Source organism: Albidovulum denitrificans, assembly GCF_002973535.1.
GTDB lineage: Bacteria > Pseudomonadota > Alphaproteobacteria > Rhodobacterales > Rhodobacteraceae > Albidovulum > Albidovulum denitrificans.
Genome location: NZ_PVEP01000004.1, coordinates 215,918 through 235,486, shown reverse-complemented (window position 1 = coordinate 235,486; position 19,569 = coordinate 215,918). Strand labels below are relative to the sequence as shown.

The following is a 19,569-nucleotide window of genomic DNA, read 5'->3' as shown; positions in this document are numbered from 1 at the left end:
CGCTTAAAACGCCCGGAAGGTCATCGTCGTCAGGGTCCGGCTGATGCCTGGAATGTCGAAGAGTTTTTCGTTCAGCCAATGGCCGACATCGGCATCCTCGGGGACATAGACCTTGGCCATCAGGTCATATTCGCCCGAGGTCGAATAAAGCTCTGACACGACCTCGCGGTCATAGATCGCATCGGCGACCCCGTAGGTCTGGCCGGGGTGGCAACGGAACTGGACAAAGACGCAGCGCATGGGGGTTCTCCGGCGGTTTCGGCCCAACCTATCGGCATTCGCCCCCCGCCGCCAAGGCGAAACATGTCACCCCTCGCCCTCGGCCTGCAAGGCCAGCGGCGCCGGACCGCCCGGCAGGTCGGCGGTGGTCAGCGGCCCCTGCGGACGGGCCAGACGGTTGCGCACGATCCAGTGCAACCGGCTCTGCGCCCGCGTGATCGCGACATAGGCAAGCCGCTTCCAAAGCTGGGTTCCGGCCTCGGTCCGCCCGGTCCGCGCCGCGACGAAAAGATCGGGCGCGAAGACCTGCACGTCTTCCCATTGCGAACCTTGCGCCTTGTGGATCGTCACCGCCGCGCCATGCAGGAACGCGGCCCCCATATGGGCGGCGAAGGGGATAAAGGGTTCCTCTTCATCCGGCATCTCGATCTTGATGATCGAGGCGACGCCCACCTGCGGTTCCTCCGCGCCGACGATATGGACGCGCGAAAAGCCGGTCTTCGACCCCGGCCCCAGATAGATGACCTGCGCCCCCTTGATCAGGCCCTTGGCCTCAAGGTCGATCCGCCGCTTGCGGTGCTTCAGCGGCAGTTCGATCCCGTCGCAAAGCAGCGGCTCCCCCGGCAGCAGGTTGTCCGCGGGCGCCCCGTGCGCGGCACGGAAGGCATGGATCAGGCGGATACGGGTCTGGTTGCGCCAGACCAACACCGGGGATCGCGCCATCATGTCGGAATCCACCCGCTCCGCCCAGATGACGCGGTCGTCACGCCGCGCGGCCTCCCCCACCAGCTTCTCGAAATCCTCGAAGCGGATGTCGGGGTCGCCCAGCGCATGGGCGAGGTCAAGGATCGGGTTATCCTCCGCCTGCCGGTGAATGCGGTGCAGCACCACCTTGCGGCTGTCGGGCATCCGGTCGAACACCATCTCCCCCGACTGCCCCACAGGCGCCAGCTGCGCCGGATCGCCGAACAGGATCAGCGTCGGAAAGATCTCTTTCAGGTCGTCCATCTGGCGTTCGTCCAGCATCGACGCCTCATCGACAAAACCGATATCCAGCGGATCTTCCCGCCGCTTCCAGCCGCGGATGAAATCCGACCCCCGCAACCCCGCAGCGGCCAGCGCGCCGGGGATGGATTTGACCTGATCGTAGAACGCCTTGGCCCGGTCCAGCGCAAGGTCCGTCAGCCCCTCGATCTTCGGCCTCTCGCCGCTGCCGGCCAGCCATTCGGCGATCTTTTCGTATTCCGGGTCATAGACCGGCGTGTAAAGGATGCGGTGGATCGTCGTCGCAGGCACCCCGCGCCCGCGCAACACGCTCGCCGCCTTGTTGGTTGGCGCAAGAATGGCCAGCGTCCGCCGGTCCTTGCGTTTCTTGCCCTCGTAATCGCCCGAAACCGTCTCTACCCCGGCCTCATCCAGGGCCTTGGTCAGCTGCGCCAGCAGCATCGTCTTGCCCGAACCGGCCTTGCCCACGACCGCCAGAACGCTTGGCCCGCCCGGCGCGTCGGGGCGCAGTTCCGCATTCAACAGATCGACCCCCGCACCGCCGAGAATCTCGGCGATGCGATCCCAGGCGACGGCCTGATCGTCGGAAAAGCGCAAGGTTGCGGTCATGCGCGCGACCGTATCCGCGCCCCCGGCAAGATGCCAGCGCGATTACCCCGCGACCGGCAGCACCCGCAGCCCGTCCCGTGCGACGTCGAACCAGTGCTGCGCCATCTCTGGCGCGATGCCTGCCTTCTTCGCCATGCGCTGCCGGATTTCCTCGGAAAACTCCCACATCCCGACGCTGATCGCCTCGGCCCCGTCGCCGGTCGTACCCAGCACCACCGGCTGCCAGCCCAGAAGCCGGTAGATGCGCACCATCCGCGCGTCAAAGACCCCCACGGCGCGGGCCAGGTCCAGCCCGACACCAAGCTGCGCGCCCCCCAGCATCAGCGCGGCGGAGACATTGGGCGCCGCCCCGTCGCTAAGGCAAAAGCGCGTGCATTCCCAAAGCTTCTGATGGTGGTAAAGCCGCCCGCCGCTGAGGGCGGAGAAATGTTCGTTGACCATCGTCCTCCCCATCGTCGGCAGAAACCGCATGGAGCCGCCATGCAATCCGTCCGGCTTCTGCCAGATCACATAGACGGGGTTGAGATCGTCATATTCGTCCCTCTCCCAGCCCTGTCCGTCCACATCCACCGTCCAGCCAAGCCGGTCGCGGAACTGCCGCGCGCGGTCGGAATACATGCTTTCGCACAGCCTCGGCATGTCGCGAAGCTGATCGGCTTTGAGAAATAGAAGCATTCTGCCCTCCATCGATGATGGATCGGGCATAGCGAAGCTTGGTTAATCAGTTCCTTCCGGGCCTCAGATCAGCACAAGGCCCTCGGACACGGCGCGCGCGACGGCCTGCGTCGTGTTATTGGCGCCCAGCTTGAAACGGGCGCTTTCCACATAGGTGCGGAATGTATGTTCAGAGATGGCAAGGCTGTCGGCCGCCTGCGCCCGGTTCAGCCCCATCGCCAGCATGGTCAGCACATCGACCTCACGCGGGCTGAGCGATTTCATCGCGTTGATGTCGCGCCCGCCCTCGATCTCAAGCGCCTTCTGGTTGATGAAATGCGCGATCAGGATCAGGTCCGCCATCCGCTCGGCGGTGAAACGCGCCCATGTATCGTCACCGGCACGGTGCGACACGGTGAACAGCGCGAATTGCCCGTTCGGCCCCCGGATCGGCACCGAATAGCCCTGGTTGCCGACGCCCGCGTCGATCGCCTCGCCAAAGAAATTGCGGGTGGAACGCCCCGACCAGTCGAGCGTCTTCCAGTTGACCGGGTGAAAGCGGCGAAAGCAGCCCTGAACCACGGGGTCGATCCGGGCGTAATCCTCGGTCAGATAGCGGTTCACCCAGTCGGAGGAATAGGTCAGGACGGCATATTGCTGCCCGGTCGAGTTGACCGAATGGTAAACCACATGCTCGATATCAAGCAGATTGCGCAACCCGACGATAACGGGTTGCAAAGACTCAAGCGTTGTCGCCTGCTGTAGCTCCGAAATGAAGCCAGGCAGCTTCGTTTGCATTAAGCCCCGCCCCTCCCGGTGCTTCGGCGATGGTCTGCGCTATTTCCGTCGCGGCAACAAGCGATGTGTCGTCCAGCTGCTCGGCCAGTGCGGGCAACCCGTTGGCCATCGCAAAGGTCCGCAGGTCCGTCAGCACATCCAGTATCCAAGTATATTGCATTTTCGCTCGCTCTCAAAGCGGTATGTGGCACGCCCTTTCAACCCCAGCCTGTAAATGCTCTGCGCAGGAGAACAATAAAGCAACCCACCGAAAATGACGGGAACGTCATGTTGCAACCTATTGATTTTACTTGAAAGACAAGAAGTACAAAACCCCGCCGCGGCCTTCGCCGGGCGGGGTTTTCGCAAAATCTGACCTTAGGTCAACCGGGCTTTCAACCCTCAAGCGCGTCCTCGAAGGTGCGCAGGCCCGTGCGCGGGGCCTGCACCAGCACCGCCATGTTGCCCGGCTTATGCTCATTCCGGCGCATCTTCATATGCGCGGCCGGGATTTCGGCCCAGGGAAAGACCTCGGACATGCAGGGGTCAAGCCTGCGTTCAAGCATCAGCTTGTTGGCCGCCGCCGCCTGTTTCAGGTTGGCGAAGTGGCTGCCCTGCACGCGCTTCTGGTGCATCCAGAGGTAGCGCACGTCGAAGGTCAGGTTATAGCCCGTGGTGCCCGCACAGATCACCACCATGCCGCCGCGCTTCACCACGAAGACCGACACCGGAAAGGTCGCCTCGCCCGGATGTTCGAACACCATGTCGACGTTGTTGCCCTTGCCGGTGATCTCCCAGATCGCGGCGCCGAACTTGCGCGCCTCCTTGAACCAGGCGGCATATTCCGGCGTGTTGACCGTCGGCATCTGGCCCCAGCAATTGAACTCCTTGCGGTTGATGACGCCCTTCGCGCCCAGATCCATGACAAACTGGCGCTTGTCCTCTTCCGAGATCACGCCAATCGCGTTGGCCCCGGCCGCGTTGATAAGCTGGATCGCATAGGACCCCAGACCGCCCGACGCCCCCCAGACCAGCACGTTGTCGCCGGGCTTGAGGATATGCGGCCGGTGACCGAAAAGCATCCGATACGCGGTGGCCAGCGTCAGCGTGTAGCAGGCGCTTTCCTCCCAGGTCAGGTGCTTTGGCCGGTGCATGAGCTGCTGTGCCTGCACGCGGGTGAACTGCGCGAAAGAGCCGTCCGGCGTCTCATAGCCCCAGATCCGCTGGCTGGGGGAAAACATCGGATCGCCGCCGTTGCATTCCTCGTCGTCGCCGTCGTCCTGGTTGCAGTGGATGACGACCTCATCGCCCACCTTCCAGCGCTTCACCTTGTCGCCGACCTTCCAGACGATCCCAGAGGCATCGGAACCGGCGATATGATAGGGCGCCTTGTGGCCGTCGAACGGGCTGATCGGAATGCCAAGCGCGGCCCAGACGCCGTTATAGTTGACGCCCGCGGCCATGACGAGAACCAGCACCTCATGGCTGTCGATCTCGGGCGTTTCCACGACCTCGACCTGCATCGCGCTGTCGGGCTCGCCATGACGCTCCTTGCGGATGGCCCAGGCGTACATGGTCTTCGGAACATAACCGAGAGGCGGCATTTCACCGATCTCGTAAAGGTCCTTTTCCGGCGCGTCATAGGGCGCGATCTCGGTCTTCACATCCAAGGCCATCTGGCGTCTCCTGAAGTCGCTCGCCGCATCGCAGAATCAACGCGGCCTCAAGGCATGGAATATGATCGGCAAAGCAATATTGCAATATCCTGACGGTATGATTTTGTAATTTTATGTCTCACCCGACGTCAATCTGCCATGTATCCGGGCATTTCCGCCCGATCTGATGCCGCATCCGCAGCAAGATGCTGCCGGACCGGGGCAGCGTAGAAGCCGATCAGGTCACGCTCCACCGGGTTGACGCGGACCTCGTCGCCCTCCTCGAACACCACCTTGCGCAGCGCCAGCAGCCGGATCGCGGCCCCGACCGCCGCCGCCGCACCGCCCGGCGGAAGGTCGGGGCGCGCGCCGACATCGCCAAGGCGCGCGACCAACGCCTCCGCCCGCCGGATCAGTTCCGCGCGCGCCACGGCCCCTTCGCCCTCGAAAGCCGCCGCCAGAAGCGGCACCGGCAGGACCGGCACATTGCGCCGGATACGCTCCATCAACGCCGCCCCCAGATCGGCGACCGGATCGGCATGCGGCGCCTCCATGAACGCCGCCAGCGACACCGGCGTACCGAAACTGACCGAGGCACCACCGAACTTGTGAAACCGCCCGCCAAGCGCCCGCTTGACCTGCCGCCCGACGAACTTCGCAATCGACCAGAGAGAGGCACGGAACCGCCGCGTCCCTTCCTTATGCGCCGCGACCAGCACCCGGTCCTCAAGCACCCGGTCATAGCCCAGCGCCACCGGCACGAAGACCACGTCGCGCCCGCCGGGGTGCCAGGCGCCCACCAGATAGGACAGGATACCCAGCCGCGCCGCGCCCACCTCCCCCGTCAGGCTCAGCCCGCCTTCGGGAAAGATCGCCTGCGTCACGCCCTCTTCCGTCGCCATCTGAACATAACGCGACAGGATGCGGCGGTAGAGCGGATTGCTTCGTCTGCGATGGATGAAATAGGCCCCCGACGCCCGGATCAGCCACGAAAGCGGCCAGACCCGCGCCCATTCGCCGACCGCATAGGATAGCGCCGAGCGGGTCGAGACCAGATGCGTGACCAGCACATAATCCATGTTCGACCGATGGTTCATCACGAAGACCACCGTCGCGCCCTTGTCGATCCCGGCTTCGACAGCCGCCCCCGGCCGGTCGATCCGAACGTCGTAGATCAGCCGCGACAACCACTTCGCCGCCCGCACCGCGATGCCGAAATAGACCGTAGCGGAAAAGGCCGGCACGATCTCGCGCGCATAACGCCGCGCGCGTTCCTGAAGCACGCTCTCCGGCTCCCCGCTCGCCGCCGCCTCATCGGCGATGACCTTCGCGACCTCCGGGTCATGAACCAGCCGCACGATCATGTCGGGCCGCCGCATCAGCTTGAAGGGCTGGATCGGCCGCTCAAGCCGCGCGTTCAGCCGCGCCACCACCCGTTCCATCCGCCTGCGAAAGAACCACCGGACCGAGGGGAACAGGAAATGCGACAGAAAGGCGATCCCGGCGAAAAGCAGGATCAGCACGAAAAGCCAAAGCGGGATCGTCACCGGCTGAAACATCGACGCGACGTTGACAGTTTCCCGCCCGGCGGTAAATCCCGTGATGCCGCGACGCAGCGAATTGACAAGGTCAGGAAATGTCCCTTATCTCTGCGATTGCGAAATAAAGTTTCAAGCTTGATTCAAGGAGGCCCCATGTCCACGGCGCAGAAAGACAGGCCCTGGCTGTTCCGCACCTATGCGGGCCATTCCACCGCCGAAAAGTCGAACGCCCTGTATCGCGGCAACCTCGCCAAGGGGCAGACCGGCCTTTCCGTCGCCTTCGACCTGCCGACCCAGACCGGCTATGACAGCGATGATCCCCGCGCCAAGGGAGAGGTCGGCAAGGTCGGTGTGCCCGTCTGCCATCTGGGCGACATGCGCGCGCTTTTCGACCAGATCCCGCTGGAACAGATGAACACCTCTATGACGATCAACGCGACGGCCCCCTGGCTCCTGTCGCTTTACATCGCCGTGGCCGAGGAGCAGGGCGCGGATATCTCGAAGCTGCAAGGCACGGTGCAGAACGATCTGGTGAAGGAATACCTGTCGCGCGGGACCTATATCTGCCCGCCGAAGCCCAGCCTCGCCATGATCACGGATGTCGCCGCCTACACGCGGGAACATCTGCCGAAATGGAACCCGATGAACGTCTGTTCCTACCACCTGCAAGAGGCAGGCGCGACGCCGGAGCAGGAGCTTGCCTTCGCGCTCGCCACCGGCATCGCGGTGTTGGACGACCTCAAGACCAAGGTACCCACCGAGGCCTTCCCCGAGATGGTCGGCCGCATCTCCTTTTTCGTCAACGCGGGCATCCGTTTTGTCACCGAGATGTGCAAGATGCGCGCCTTCACCGAGCTGTGGGACGAAATCTGCCGCGACCGCTACGGCATCGAGGACGAGAAATTCCGCCGCTTCCGCTACGGCGTGCAGGTCAACTCCCTCGGCCTCACCGAACAGCAGCCGGAAAACAACGTCTACCGCATCCTTCTGGAAATGCTCGCCGTCACGCTGTCGAAAAACGCCCGCGCCCGCGCCGTGCAACTGCCCGCGTGGAACGAGGCGCTTGGCCTGCCCCGCCCCTGGGATCAGCAATGGTCGCTGAGGATGCAGCAGATTCTGGCCTATGAGACCGACCTGCTGGAATACGGCGACCTCTTCGACGGCAACCCCGCCATTACCGCCAAGGTCGAGGCGCTGAAGGACGGCGCGCGGGACGAGCTTGCCACGCTCGACAGCATGGGCGGCGCCATTGCCGCCATCGACTACATGAAGGCCCGGCTGGTGGAGAGCAACTCCGAACGCCTCAACCGGATCGAGACCAACGAAACCGTCGTCGTCGGCGTCAACCGCTGGACCGAGGCCGAACCTTCGCCCCTCACCTCGGGCGATGGCGCCATCCTGACCGTCGACCCGGCGGTCGAACAGGACCAGATCGCCCGCCTGACCGACTGGCGCGCGGGCCGGGATGAGGGCGCCGCTCAGGCCGCCCTGACGACGCTCCGCACCGATGCCAGGGCGGGCCGCAACGTCATGCCCGCATCCATCGCTTGCGCCAAGGCCGGCGTGACCACCGGCGAATGGGCGGGCGTCATGCGCCAGGTCCACGGCGAATACCGCGGCCCGACGGGCGTATCGAAAAGCCCGTCGAACCGGACCGAGGGGCTGGACGAGATTCGCGCCGCCGTCGATGCCGTCTCAACCCGCCTCGGCCGCCGCCTCAAGTTCCTTGTCGGCAAGCCCGGCCTCGACGGCCATTCCAACGGCGCCGAACAGATCGCCGCCCGCGCCCGCGACTGCGGCATGGACATCACCTATGAGGGCATCCGCCTGACGCCGGAACAGATCGTCGATGCGGCACTGGACCAGAACGCCCATGTCGTCGGCCTTTCGATCCTGTCGGGCAGCCACCTGCCGCTGATCGAGGAGCTGATGGAGAGGATGCGCAGCGCCGGCCTTTCCCACATCCCCGTCGTCGTCGGCGGCATCATCCCCGACGAGGACGCGGCTCGGCTGGCCAGCATGGGCGTCGCCCGCGTCTATACGCCGAAGGATTTCGAGCTGAACCGGATCATGTTCGACATCGTGGCCCTGGCCGAGCCCAAGGCGGAGGCGGCGGAGTAGGGGCGGAAGCCGGGCATCGCCCGACCGCGGGCGGGCGTTCTAAGGGTTATTTGGCAGCGCTTTATGGTGAGGCCCACCTCCAACGGCTGTTCGCGTTGAGGCGGTGGAGAATCGCCCGCCCGGCGGGGCGGTCGGGCGATGCCCGGCGGCGCGGGACGCGTCTTGGTTCCGGGCGGGGGAAGTGACCGGGAAGGTTTCCCTACGAACATTCGCCCCCACACCCGTAGCTACAAAAACCCTACAGCAACCCTACGGAAAACCCACACCCTCCCTACGCACTTTCCTCAACGATTTCAGCATCCTAAACTAATCCCGCGCACGAACGCATAGCGTCCGTTAACCCTTCCGCAACCTCAGAACGCCTTCAGCCGCCGGGTCGTTTCAGGGTCGAGAAAGCCCGCGACCGTGGCGTCCGTCTCAAGCTGAAGCGCGCGGTGAAGGTCGGGCAGGGCGGCCTGATTCAGCACCCGTTTCATCGCCCGAAGCGACAGCGTGGGCAGCGCCGCCAGCCGCTCCGCCACCGCGGTCGCCTCGGCCATAAGCGCTTCATCGGAAACGACTTTCCAGGCCAGCCCGATCTCCCCCAACTCCCGCGCGGAGTAGCGGTCACCGAAGATCAGCATCTCCCGCGCCTTGTTCAGCCCGACCAGCGCGGGCAGAAGCGAGGTCACGGCGCCGGTCACGAACAGGTTCAGCGACACCTCGGGGAAGAACCCCTTCGCGCTTTCCGCCCAGATCGGAAAGTCGCAGTTGATCGCCCACTCAAACCCCCCGCCCACGGCCCAGCCGTTGACGGCACCAACCACCGGCTTGGTCCCCATCACGATGGCATCCGTCGCCCGCTGAATCGCCAACACCAGACCCCGCGCTTCGTCTTCATTTGCAGGATGAACATGGGCCTTGCGGTCATCCCCGGCGCAAAAGGCCTTGCCGGTTCCGGTGAAGATAATGGCCCGCGTTTCGGGGTCCGCATTGGCATCGTCAAAGGCCCGCGCGACGTCGTCGATCAACTGCCGGTTCATGGCGTTCAGGCTCTCGGGCCGGTTGAGCGCGATGGTGTGCACACCTTTGTCGCCAAGCGTACTCAGCACGGTTTCATAGCGAAAATCGGTCATTGATGCCCCCGGATGACGCGCTTCGTCTTGCCCTCGGTCCTCGGGAAAGTATGGGCAGGACAAAGGCTTACGGTCGCACTGGCGCCCAGCTTGACCTTGATCGCCCGCTCGACCTTGTGGACCAGGTCGGGCGTCGCGGCGACACCCTCGGCCAGTTCCGCCTGGACCGGCAGCGTGTCGTAAGGCGGCGGCGTGTCGAGCGTGATGCGGTAATCGCCCGACAGTTCGGGGATCTCGTTCAGCACCGCGGCGACCATCGACGGGAACATGTTCAGCCCGCGCACAACCACCATATCGTCCGACCGCCCGACGACCGAAAAGCGAAATCCGGTGCAGCCGCAGGCGCAGGGGGCGGTCTCACCAATCGTGATGATATCGCCGGTGCGGAATCGCACCAACGGCTGGCAATCGCGCACCAGATGGGTCAGCACCAGCTCCCCGCTCGCCCCGGCCTCAAGCGCGATGGGCGCGCCGCTGTCGGGGTCGATCAGTTCGGGGTGCAGCACGTCGGCGGCCATGAAATGCAGCCGCGTGTCATGTGGGCATTCGGCGCCGAAGTTCGAAAACACGTCCGAGACACCGTAATTCGCGTTGCGCGGCTCCATCCCCCAAGTGTCACGCAACCTTGCGCGGAAGGCCGGATCGTCCAGCCCCGGCTCCCCCCCGAAAAGGCCAAGCTTCAGCCCAAGGTCGCGCGGCTTCAGGCCGGGGAAATGCTGGGCGATCACACGCTCAAGCACCGCCGGATAGGATGGCGTGCAAGAGATCGCCGTGATCCCCACCTCGCGGATCGTGTGGATCAGAAGATCGGTCGACCCGACGCCGAAAGGCACGACCAGCGCGCCCGTCGCCTCAAGCGTCATGTGATCGGTCAGCCCGCCCATCCACATCTGATAGTTCAGGCAATGCACCACCGCATGATCGGGCGTCAGCCCGGCCGAGCGATGACACCGCCCGCCGACCTCCTGCGTGATCAGCGCATCGCGGGCAGAGAGGGCAAGGTTCATCGCCTGACCCGTGGTGCCGGATGTCCGGTGCAGGCGGTTGGCCATGGCGCGCGGCGTGGCAAGGTAGTCGCCAAAGGGCGGATGATCGGCCTGCGACTGACGCAGCTGCGACTTGTCCGACAGCGGCAGCTCCGGCAGGTCGCGCAGGTCCTTGGGCGGTGTACGCCCCTGCCAAAGCGCGCAGTAAAAGGGCGAGGCGGCGACATGCGCCCGCTGCGCCTGCCACGCCGCCTCGATATGCGGCGCGAGGTCCGCGGTGGAAAGTTTCTCGGCCCCGGTGACGGTCCTCATCGCGACATTCCTCGTTCCCAGATCAATGACAGCGTGTCCAGAACCGCCTCGCGATCTTGCGAAATTTCCGCAAGGTTAGGGTCTTTCGACAGCAAAAGGTTGGACAGATACTGATCGACCATCCCGCCCAGCGCATAGGCGCGGCGCAACAGCTCGGCGCGGGGGATCGGGTCGGCGCCGCCCTCCTGCCGCTGCCGCCGTTCGACCGACGCGACGACGGTGTCGATCCATTCCCGGTTCAGGCGCTGAAACGCCGCCTGCGCCTCGGGGAAACCGTCAAGCGGCTGGACGAGGCAGCGCATCAAGCCGCTGTTCTGCGCGAACAGGTCAAGATAGGCGCGCGTCGCCGCACGGGGCGCATCGCGAAGCCCGCGCCCGCTCGCCCCCCGCATCGACAGTTGGAGGAAGGAAACGAACGCGGTCAGCAGCGTGTCAAGCAGGACATGGCGATCGGGGAAGTAGATGTAGAACGTCCCGTTCGAAACGCCCGCCCCCTCGCAGATGCCCGCGATGGTCAGCCCCTCTGGCCCGCTGTCGCGCAGGATGGCGCAGGCGGCAATCTGCAACTGCGCGCGCGTGCGTTCGCCCTTTGGGCGGCCCTCGCTTTGGGTAGCAAGGAACTGCGGAAAGGACCGGACCGGACGGTCAGGCAGGGCGGGGGCGGGGGCGGGAGTCATCTTTCCTTCCATAAATAAAACTGACGTCATTTTCATAAAATCTGAGAGGCGCCCCTGTCAACGACGATATGCGCGACATCCCATCCTATTGAACTGCCCTCTCGCTTGCGGCATGAATCGTGGCGATGATGCAGACCAATGGCCTCCGCTCGCTGGGTTTCGTCGTGACGACGATCCTTGCCCTCGCGTTGATCGCGGTGGGGTTCGGGCATCGTATGCCGTCGGCGGAGGATGCGCGGGTCGAGGCTTTCGTGCTGGCCGGGGGCGATCTTTCGGACATCTGCGGCGATATCGGCGACGGATCGGTCACCCATCGCCCCTGCCCGGCCTGCCAGATCGTCTCGGCAATCGCGCTGCCGGAAAACGCCGGCCCCGTCCGCCCGGCGGAACTGCGTCTGCTGGCGGAGGTTGCGGCGGAGGAAGACCCCGCTGCCATAACGTTCCGCCGCGACCCCGCGCGGGGCTTGCGCGCGCCACCGCTCGCCTGATGGCCGGGCGCCCTTTGCGGGCGGCCCCAGCCTTCCCTGACCGGCACTGGCCCCGCAACGTCAGCGGCCTGCCCCGGCAAAGGCATTTCGCGCACCCTTCTCCACACTTCCCAAACGGCCCTGCGCCCGAAAGGAGAAACACCCATGCCACCCGACACCCCCCGCCCCGGCGAGGTTGCCCGCCCCTGGACCCCTGCGGACCGGGCCGATGCCACGCTGACCTTTATCGGGCGGCTGCGCAGCCCCTGGCGCAAGGGCGACTGCCCCAGGAACCTGCGTCAGGCGCGGGACCGTGGCGGGGCGTTTTCGGCCCAAATAGACCCTGAATGGCGACCTGCGCTGGCCGGTCTGGCCGAAGGCGACGCGGTGATCGTCCTTTACTGGATGGACGGTGCGCGGCGCGACCTTCTGGTGCAGGCGCCCGCGCACCGGCCTGATCCCGCCGGGACCTTTGCCCTTCGCTCCCCCGCGCGGCCAAATCCGATTGCGCTGGCCGTGACGCGGATCGTTGCCATCGACGCCAGCGCCGGGGTGTTGACGCTTGACGCGATCGACGCCTTCGACGGCACGCCAATCCTCGACATCAAGCCCTGGCTGCCGGGTGTCGATATCCCGCCGGAGGGGACAGCGCGGTGATCCTCAGGCGCCTCTTCCTTGCCGTCCTCTTCGTCGCGCTGGCGCTGGCGGGCTCGGCGGAGGTCGCGCGCCCCGCGGCGGATGGCTATGACATCGCCTTCCTCGACGGTTTCTGCGGCGACCCGCCGGGGCCGGAGGACGCCACCCCGGCGCATTGCCCGCTTTGCACCATCGTCGCCACCGCGATCCTGCCCGCCCGCATCGTCACCCCGCGCGCCCTGCCCGCGCCCCGCGCTGTCCTTCTGCCGCCATCGGGGGCAATCGCCCCACCTTCGGCGACCCACACGCTCTGGCCCCCGAACCGGGCGCCGCCAGCCCGTCTTTCCCTGATCTGAACCGCCCCAAGGGGCCTCATAATCCGGGCCAGTGCGCCCGAACGGAAAGACATATCATGACCCTGTTCACCCGCGGCCTTGCCAGCGCTGCCCTCTTCCTCGGCCTGACCCTTCCGGCCACAGCCGAGATCACCGTGACCGATCTGCGCGACCGCACCGTCACGCTCGAAAAACCCGCCGAGCGCGTTCTGCTTGGCTTTTACTATGAGGATTTCCTGGCCGTGACCGGCCCCGGCGCGGTCGACAGGATCGTCGCCCTGTCGAAATCCCCCTGGGCCGACTGGCGCCCCGGACAATGGGCCGCCTATACCGCCGCCTTCCCGCAACTGAACGACCTGCCCGATGTCGGCGATACCGAAAGCGCCACCTTCTCGGTCGAGGCGGCCATCGCGGCGCGGCCCGATCTGGTCTTGCTGGCCGGCTGGCAATATGACGCGCTGGGCGAAAATGTCGCGCAGTTCGAGGCGGCGGGCATCCCTGTCGTGACGCTCGACTACAACGCGCAGACGGTGGAAAAGCATGTGCTGTCCACCCGCGTTCTCGGCGCCGTGATGGGCCAGCCCGAGCGGGCGGAGAAGCTGGCATCGCTTTACCAGTCGCGGATGCAGGACACACTGGACCGCGTCGCCAAGGCGGGCCCCTCTGCCAAGAAGGTCTATGTCGAACTGGCGCAGAAGGGACCGGATGAGGTCGGCAATAGCTATGGCAAGGGCATGTGGGCCGGGGTGATCGAGATGGTCGGCGGCCAGAACATCGCCAAGGGCCAGATCGAGAACTGGGGGCCGCTCTCGCCCGAATATGTCCTGGCCGAACAGCCCGACATCATCCTGCTGGCCGGGTCGGAATGGCTGAACAAGCCCGCCGCCGTGCTGCTGGGCTTCGGCGCCGATCCCGCGCTGGCGCAGGACCGGATGGCGGCCTATCTGGGGCGGCCCGGCTGGTCAGAGCTTCCGGCGGTCAAGGCCGGGGAGGTTTACGGCATCTACCATGGCGGGACGCGCGCGCTCTCCGACTATGTCTATGTGCGCTATATCGCCAAGGCCCTGCACCCGGATGCCTTCGCCGACGTGGACCCTGCGGCCGAGATTGCCGACCACTACCATGACTGGCTGCCGATCGACGCGGCGGGCATCTTTGTTGTGAAGTACGAGTGATGCTGGTGTCCCGGTCCCCGGCGCGGTCCCACATGCCGCGGATCGGGCGGGCGGCGGCGGTGCTTTGCGCCGCCGCCCTCCTTGTGTTTCTGATGGTGTGCGATCTGGTCACCGGCCCCTCGGGCATGCCGCTGGCCAAGGTGGTCGGGGGCCTTGCCGCCGGGCCGGGCGGCGCCGACCGGACCGTCGCCACGATCCTCTGGTCGATCCGTATGCCACAGACCCTGACCGGGGCGCTGGTCGGGGGGTGCCTTGGGCTGGGCGGGCTGATGATGCAGACGATCCTCGCCAACCCGCTGGCAAGCTCTTACACGCTGGGCTTTTCGGCCGCCGCCGGGTTCGGGGCGGCGCTGGCGATCCTTTTCGGCGCGGCGCTGCCGATCGCGATCTGGGTGCAGATCCCGCTTGCGGCGTTCCTCTCGACCCTCACGGCCTGCGCCATGGTCTATGCCATTGCCCGGTTCCGCGGCGCGGCGCCCGAGACACTGGTTCTGGCCGGTATCGCGGTCCTGTTCTTCTTTCAATCGCTTCAGTCCCTGCTTCAGTTCATGGCCGCGCCGGAGGTGCTGCAACAGATCGTCTTCTGGCTGTTCGGCAGCCTTCTGAAGGCAAGCTGGACCAGCGTTCAGGTCATCGCCGCGATCCTGCTTCTGTCGCTGCCGCTGATCCTGCGCGATGCCTGGAACCTGACCTCCCTTCGCCTTGGCGATGCGAATGCCGCAAGCCTTGGTCTCGACATCGAGGCGCTCAGGCGGCGGGGCTTTGTCCTTGTCGCACTGCTGACCGCCGCTGCCGTCAGCTTCACCGGCACCATCGGGTTCGTCGGCCTGATCGCGCCCCATGTCGGCCGTGCGCTGGTAGGGGAGGATCACCGCTTTGCCCTGCCCATCGCCGGGCTTTTCGGGGCGATCATCCTTGTCGCCGCCTCGGTCATCGGCAAGCTCATCTCCCCCGGTGCGGTGATCCCGGTGGGCATCATCACCGCCATCGCGGGCATCCCGATGCTGATGGCGGTGATCCTTGGACAAGGGAGGCGCGCATGACGGTTCTGACCCTTCGCAACCTCGCCGTCCAGCGCGGGCGGCGGCAGGTTCTGGCGCCGGTGGACACGGTGCTGACCACCGCCGGGATGATCGGCGTCATCGGCCCGAACGGCGCCGGGAAATCGACCCTTTTACAGGCGATTTCGGGTCTTTTGCCGCATACGGGACACTGGCAGCTTGGCGACCGTACCCCGGCGCGGGAAGAGATCGGCTTTCTGCCGCAGGCCTATGCCGTGAAAGCCTCTCTGACGGTGGAGGAATGCGTTCTTCTGGGGCGGCGAGAGGTGCTTGGCTGGCGCGTCCCGCCCGGCGCGCGGCACGCGGCGGGCGATGTCCTGGCCCGCTGCGGCATCGCGCATCTGGCGGGCGAACGGATGGACCGGTTGTCGGGCGGCCAGCAACAACTGGCGCTGATCGCCCAGCGCCTGTACCGCGCGCCGCGTCTTCTGATCCTTGATGAACCAACGAGCGCGCTGGATGTCGGCCATCAGATCGAGGTGTTGACCCTGCTTGCCCAGCATGCCACCGCGACCGGCACGTCGATCCTGCTGGCGCTGCATGACCTGACGCTGGCGGCGCGGTTCTGCCGGTCGCTGATCCTCTTGTCGGACGGCAGGTTGCGCGCGGCGGGAATGGCGGGGGCGGTCCTCTCCGAACCCGCGATCCGGGCCAGCTATCGCGTCGCGCCAGAGTTCCTGACCTCGCGCAGCGGCCACAAGGTCGTCGTGCCGCACCGGCTGATCTGACGGCACGAGGGAGGTTGAGAGAAGGTTAACGCGACCCATGCACGCAGACGTGGTTTGCGAACACAACACTGAAAACATTGAAAAAACAGGGCAGGAACCCCGTGGTCTTTTCATAGGTTTCCCGTAGGTTTTCCGTAGCTACAATGGCCGCCGGAAAGCCGACCCGGCCGGTGTCACACGGCTGTCACCCCCCGGCCTTAGGGTCCGGCCCGGTTCCCGGCGCGTGTCGGGGCCATGCCAGATTTTCCAGCCAGGGGCACCATCATGGATACCAAGTCCACCGTTCACCTTTCCTTTGACGAGTTCGACGAATTGCGGGACCCGCGCCCCGCCGGGAACGACTTTGACCGCGTTGTCGAACGGGCCATCTCCAGACGTGGGTTTCTGGGTGGCGCGCTGACCTTCGGGTCGGGCGCGATGGCCTTCGGCGCGGGCCTGTTCGGCACCTCCACCCCGGCCCCCGCCCAGACCCCTGCCTTCGCGTTCAAGCCGGTCGGCATCGCCACTGACTTCGACATCCATGTGCCTGCGGGCTATGACTGGCAACCGCTGGTCAAATGGGGCCAGCCGCTGTTCTCGGACGCCGAGGGGGCCTATTCGCCCGAAACCGGCGTCGCCGTCGGCCAGTCGGACCGGGTCTTTGGTGAAAACACCGACGGAATGGAGACCTTCGAACATGAGGGCCACGTCCTTCTGGCGATCAACTCCGAATATGTGAACACCAAGGTCAACCTGCCCGCCGCCTCCGAAGGCGTCCCGCAAAACGCCGATGAGGTGATGCTGCTGAAAAACATGCAGGGCGTGACCGTGATGGAGATCGCAGAGCGCGAAAACGGCTGGCAGGTCGTGCTGGACAGCCCCTACAACCGTCGCATCACGCATGAGACGCAGATGACCATGGACGGCCCCGCCGCCGGGTCGGATCTGCTGAAAACCGGCGCGGACCCAAAGGGGATGTCGCCGAAGGGCACGCTGAACAATTGCGGGTCGGGCAAGACGCTGTGGGGCAGCTATCTGACCTGCGAAGAGAACTTCAACACCTATTTCGGCACCACCGATCCGGCGCAGGAACAGGTGACCGAGGGCTTCGACCGCTACGGCATCGGCGGCGAAAGCCGCTATGCCTATGAGAAGTTCGACCCGCGCTTCGACATCTCGAAAGAGCCGAATGAGCCGCATCGCCACGGCTGGGTGACCGAGATCGACCCCGCCAACCCGGACAGCACGCCGGTCAAGCATACCGCGCTGGGCCGTTTCAAGCATGAGAATGCCGAGATGGTGCAGGCGAAAGACGGGCGCGTCGTCGTCTACATGGGCGACGATGAGCGGGGCGAGTTCATGTACCGCTATGTCTCCAACGGCACCTGGGCCGAGGGTCAGCCGACCGATGGCCTTTTGTCGGACGGCACACTTTATGTCGCGAAATTCAACGACGACATGACCGGCGAATGGCTGGCGCTGACGCCCGAGACCACCGGGATGGGGATGGCGGAAATCCTCGTCCACGCCCGCATGGCGGGGACCAGGGTCGGGGCCACCACGATGGACCGCCCGGAATGGATCGCCGCCCATCCGATGAAGGCCGAGGCCTATTGCGCGTTGACCAACAACTCAAAGCGCGGCGGCGAGGGCATGGCGGTGAACGCGGCCAACCCGCGAGAGACCAACGAATACGGTCAGATCGTCCGCTGGCGCCCCGAGGGCGAGGATCACGGCGCGGCGACGTTCACCTGGGACCTCTATGTCATGGCCGGCAACCCCGAGGTCTATGACAACGCCTATGGCGGGTCGGCCAACGTCACGCCGGGGAATATGTTCAACTCTCCCGACGGGATGGCCTTTGACACGCAGGGCATGCTCTGGATCCAGACCGACGGCGAGGACAGCAATGAGGGCGACTTCGCGGGCATGGGCAACAACCAGATGCTTGTCGGCAACCCCGAAACCGGCGAGATCGCCCGCTTCCTGACCGCGCCGAACGGTGCCGAGGTGACCGGCCTCACCTGGTCGCCCGACCGCAAGACCGCCTTTGTCGGGATCCAGCATCCGGGCGGGTCCTGGCCCGATGGCGCGGGCAAGCCGCGCTCCTCGGTGATCGCGGTCTGGCGTCAGGACGGCGCGACCGTCGGCTGAGGCCACCAACCCCGGCCCCGGCGCCCCGATCATCGGCGGCGCCGGGGTCTCCCCCCGCGCCGCCCCCTTCACCCGCCGCGCTTGATCCGCTTTGCCTGCTTCACCAGCTTCGACAGCGACTTGCCCTTGCGCTTGCGATCGAGGGCCGAGGCGGTGTGTTCGGCATCCTCGCTCCGCAGCTTCTTCCAGCGTTCGACCCTTCCCGCGTCGATCTGCCCCGCCTTGACCGCCGCCTGCACGGCACAGCCCGGCTCTGGTCCGTGGGTGCAGTCGCGGAAACGGCAGTCCGCCGCAAGGCCTGCGATCTCGGCAAACGCCTCATCAATCCCCTCGGCCATGTCGGTCAGCCGCAGTTCCCGCATCCCCGGCGTGTCGATCAGCCAGCCGCCACCGGGAATGGCGAGCATCTCGCGCGCGGTGGTGGTATGGTGGCCCTTCATGTCGTCTTCGCGCACCTCACCCGTCTCAAGCGCGAGGCCCGTCAGCGCCGAGGCGAGCGTCGATTTGCCCACCCCCGACATGCCAAGGAAGGCGACCGTCTGCCCGGGCCCGCACCACGGGCCGAGCGCCCCCACCGCGTCGGCCGACTTGGCGTTCACCGCGACAGCAGGCACCTTTGGCCCGATGGCGCGCAGGCGGTCCATATAGGCGTCGGGGTCCTCGCATCGGTCGATCTTGGTCAGGACGAAGACCGGCGGAACGCCCCCGGCATGGCAAAGCGCAAGGTAGCGTTCCAGCCGCGCCTCGTTGAATTCCTCGGAACAGGAGGTGGTGATGAAGACGGCATCGACATTCGCCACGATAAGCTGTTCGCGCGACGCATCGCCCGCGGCGCGGCGGAAGATCCGCGAATGCCGGTCCAGAAGGCGCGCGGCGCGGCCCGTGGCGGGATCGGCCAGCACCCAGTCGCCGACCGCGACATCGCCTGCGGGCAGGTCGGGCGGCAGGGTCAGTTCTGCCGCGCCATCCTCTGTCAGGACCGACAGTCGCGCGCGGTGAACGCCGGTGACGCGGGCGGGGGTGAGGGTTTCAAGCTCAGAAGGGTCGATCTGGCGCTGAAACTCAGGGGTCCAGCCAAGGCTGGCAAGGGTGGGATGCGGGGTCAAGGATCTGTCCTTTGGTCAAACCGATACGAACGCCCGGCAGCTTCGGCTGCGGGCGGATGGTGTCGGGACGGGCGGGACAGGTCCGGTCTCAGACAGCCCCGGCCCGGAGGGAAACAAGATCTGCCATGTTCGACTCCTTCGCGGGGTTGAGAGGGTGAGAGGCTGGACAACGACCCAAGCGGGGCTCGTTACGGCTGCTTCCTTCCGGACCTGACCGGGTTGGCGAGGCGCTCGCCCGCGCCAACCTCTCGCCTTCC

The 19,569-nt window shown here is 65.8% G+C and carries 19 protein-coding genes and 1 other RNA gene; 8 read left to right on the top strand and 12 right to left on the bottom strand.

Translation table 11 applies throughout. The features are described from left to right. Positions 1 to 3 precede the first annotated feature (3 nt). The 7 genes from LX70_RS11565 to LX70_RS11535 form a co-directional block, all read right to left on the bottom strand. Complete coding sequence (locus LX70_RS11565) at positions 4 to 240, bottom strand: Lrp/AsnC ligand binding domain-containing protein (RefSeq protein WP_105514915.1); 237 nt, start codon at positions 238 to 240, stop codon at positions 4 to 6. A 66-nt stretch (positions 241 to 306) separates the two neighbouring features. After that, positions 307 to 1,833 carry an ATP-dependent DNA helicase gene (locus tag LX70_RS11560; protein ID WP_105514914.1) on the bottom strand — a complete coding sequence of 509 codons (1,527 nt, stop codon included), beginning with the start codon at positions 1,831 to 1,833 and terminating at the stop codon, positions 307 to 309. Between the two features lie 42 nt (positions 1,834 to 1,875). Continuing rightward, the gene (locus tag LX70_RS11555; RefSeq protein WP_105514913.1) at positions 1,876 to 2,508 is read right to left on the bottom strand and encodes an acyl-homoserine-lactone synthase; all 633 of its coding nucleotides are present in this window, start codon (positions 2,506 to 2,508) and stop codon (positions 1,876 to 1,878) included. Between the two features lie 63 nt (positions 2,509 to 2,571). Continuing rightward, entirely contained in the window at positions 2,572 to 3,225 is a 654-nt protein-coding gene (locus LX70_RS11550) for a helix-turn-helix transcriptional regulator (protein ID WP_342747698.1), read from the bottom strand. A 4-nt stretch (positions 3,226 to 3,229) separates the two neighbouring features. Further along, complete coding sequence (locus tag LX70_RS11545) at positions 3,230 to 3,445, bottom strand: hypothetical protein (RefSeq protein WP_105514911.1); 216 nt, start codon at positions 3,443 to 3,445, stop codon at positions 3,230 to 3,232. A 214-nt stretch (positions 3,446 to 3,659) separates the two neighbouring features. Continuing rightward, positions 3,660 to 4,940 carry a crotonyl-CoA carboxylase/reductase gene (ccrA, locus tag LX70_RS11540; protein WP_105514910.1) on the bottom strand — a complete coding sequence of 427 codons (1,281 nt, stop codon included), beginning with the start codon at positions 4,938 to 4,940 and terminating at the stop codon, positions 3,660 to 3,662. Between the two features lie 128 nt (positions 4,941 to 5,068). Beyond that, positions 5,069 to 6,478 (bottom strand): 1-acyl-sn-glycerol-3-phosphate acyltransferase, encoded by a 1,410-nt coding sequence (locus tag LX70_RS11535; protein ID WP_105514909.1) that lies wholly within the window; start codon positions 6,476 to 6,478, stop codon positions 5,069 to 5,071. A gap of 135 nt (positions 6,479 to 6,613) precedes the next feature. Between LX70_RS11535 and LX70_RS11530 the strand changes: the two genes are divergently transcribed. Next, complete coding sequence (locus LX70_RS11530; protein WP_105514908.1) at positions 6,614 to 8,581, top strand: protein meaA; 1,968 nt, start codon at positions 6,614 to 6,616, stop codon at positions 8,579 to 8,581. Positions 8,582 to 8,934: 353 nt separating this feature from the next. On the opposite strand, the gene LX70_RS11525 is transcribed toward LX70_RS11530, so the two are convergent. The 3 genes from LX70_RS11525 to LX70_RS11515 are packed head-to-tail and all read right to left on the bottom strand — an operon-like array spanning position 8,935 to position 11,671. Next, positions 8,935 to 9,696, bottom strand: coding sequence for an enoyl-CoA hydratase/isomerase family protein (locus LX70_RS11525; RefSeq protein ID WP_105514907.1), 762 nt, complete (start codon positions 9,694 to 9,696; stop codon positions 8,935 to 8,937). Further along, complete coding sequence (locus tag LX70_RS11520) at positions 9,693 to 10,994, bottom strand: phenylacetate--CoA ligase family protein (RefSeq protein WP_105514906.1); 1,302 nt, start codon at positions 10,992 to 10,994, stop codon at positions 9,693 to 9,695. The genes LX70_RS11525 and LX70_RS11520 overlap by 4 nt, the downstream gene beginning before the upstream one ends. Next, complete coding sequence (locus LX70_RS11515; RefSeq protein WP_105514993.1) at positions 10,991 to 11,671, bottom strand: TetR/AcrR family transcriptional regulator; 681 nt, start codon at positions 11,669 to 11,671, stop codon at positions 10,991 to 10,993. The genes LX70_RS11520 and LX70_RS11515 overlap by 4 nt, the downstream gene beginning before the upstream one ends. A gap of 125 nt (positions 11,672 to 11,796) precedes the next feature. Here LX70_RS11515 and LX70_RS11510 point away from each other — a divergent pair, with 125 nt between their 5' ends. The 7 genes from LX70_RS11510 (at position 11,797) to LX70_RS11480 (ending at position 18,206) form a co-directional block, all read left to right on the top strand. After that, a complete protein-coding gene (locus LX70_RS11510; RefSeq protein WP_105514905.1) occupies positions 11,797 to 12,159 on the top strand; it encodes a hypothetical protein in 363 nt (120 codons plus the stop codon). A gap of 144 nt (positions 12,160 to 12,303) precedes the next feature. Continuing rightward, positions 12,304 to 12,795: an SAM-dependent methyltransferase gene (locus tag LX70_RS11505; RefSeq protein ID WP_105514904.1), complete on the top strand. Its 492-nt coding sequence runs from the start codon at positions 12,304 to 12,306 to the stop codon at positions 12,793 to 12,795. Further along, complete coding sequence (locus LX70_RS11500) at positions 12,792 to 13,130, top strand: hypothetical protein (protein WP_105514903.1); 339 nt, start codon at positions 12,792 to 12,794, stop codon at positions 13,128 to 13,130. The genes LX70_RS11505 and LX70_RS11500 overlap by 4 nt, the downstream gene beginning before the upstream one ends. A 56-nt stretch (positions 13,131 to 13,186) precedes the next feature. Next, positions 13,187 to 14,284 (top strand): ABC transporter substrate-binding protein, encoded by a 1,098-nt coding sequence (locus LX70_RS11495; protein WP_105514902.1) that lies wholly within the window; start codon positions 13,187 to 13,189, stop codon positions 14,282 to 14,284. Further along, on the top strand, positions 14,284 to 15,327 hold the full coding sequence (locus LX70_RS11490) for a FecCD family ABC transporter permease (RefSeq protein WP_245885046.1): 1,044 nt from the start codon (positions 14,284 to 14,286) through the stop codon (positions 15,325 to 15,327). The genes LX70_RS11495 and LX70_RS11490 overlap by 1 nt, the downstream gene beginning before the upstream one ends. Continuing rightward, positions 15,324 to 16,073, top strand: a complete 750-nt coding sequence (locus LX70_RS11485) for an ABC transporter ATP-binding protein (protein ID WP_105514901.1) — start codon at positions 15,324 to 15,326, stop codon at positions 16,071 to 16,073. The genes LX70_RS11490 and LX70_RS11485 overlap by 4 nt, the downstream gene beginning before the upstream one ends. 264 nt (positions 16,074 to 16,337) lie before the next feature. Continuing rightward, complete coding sequence (locus LX70_RS11480; RefSeq protein ID WP_105514900.1) at positions 16,338 to 18,206, top strand: PhoX family protein; 1,869 nt, start codon at positions 16,338 to 16,340, stop codon at positions 18,204 to 18,206. Positions 18,207 to 18,274: 68 nt separating this feature from the next. Here the strand turns inward: LX70_RS11480 and rsgA are convergent, their stop codons facing one another. Together rsgA and ffs are read right to left on the bottom strand one after the other, a co-directional pair. Further along, positions 18,275 to 19,312 carry a ribosome small subunit-dependent GTPase A gene (gene rsgA / locus LX70_RS11475; protein WP_105514899.1) on the bottom strand — a complete coding sequence of 346 codons (1,038 nt, stop codon included), beginning with the start codon at positions 19,310 to 19,312 and terminating at the stop codon, positions 18,275 to 18,277. A 153-nt stretch (positions 19,313 to 19,465) separates the two neighbouring features. After that, positions 19,466 to 19,562: signal recognition particle sRNA small type (gene ffs / locus LX70_RS11470), an RNA gene on the bottom strand. Positions 19,563 to 19,569: the final 7 nt, after the last annotated feature.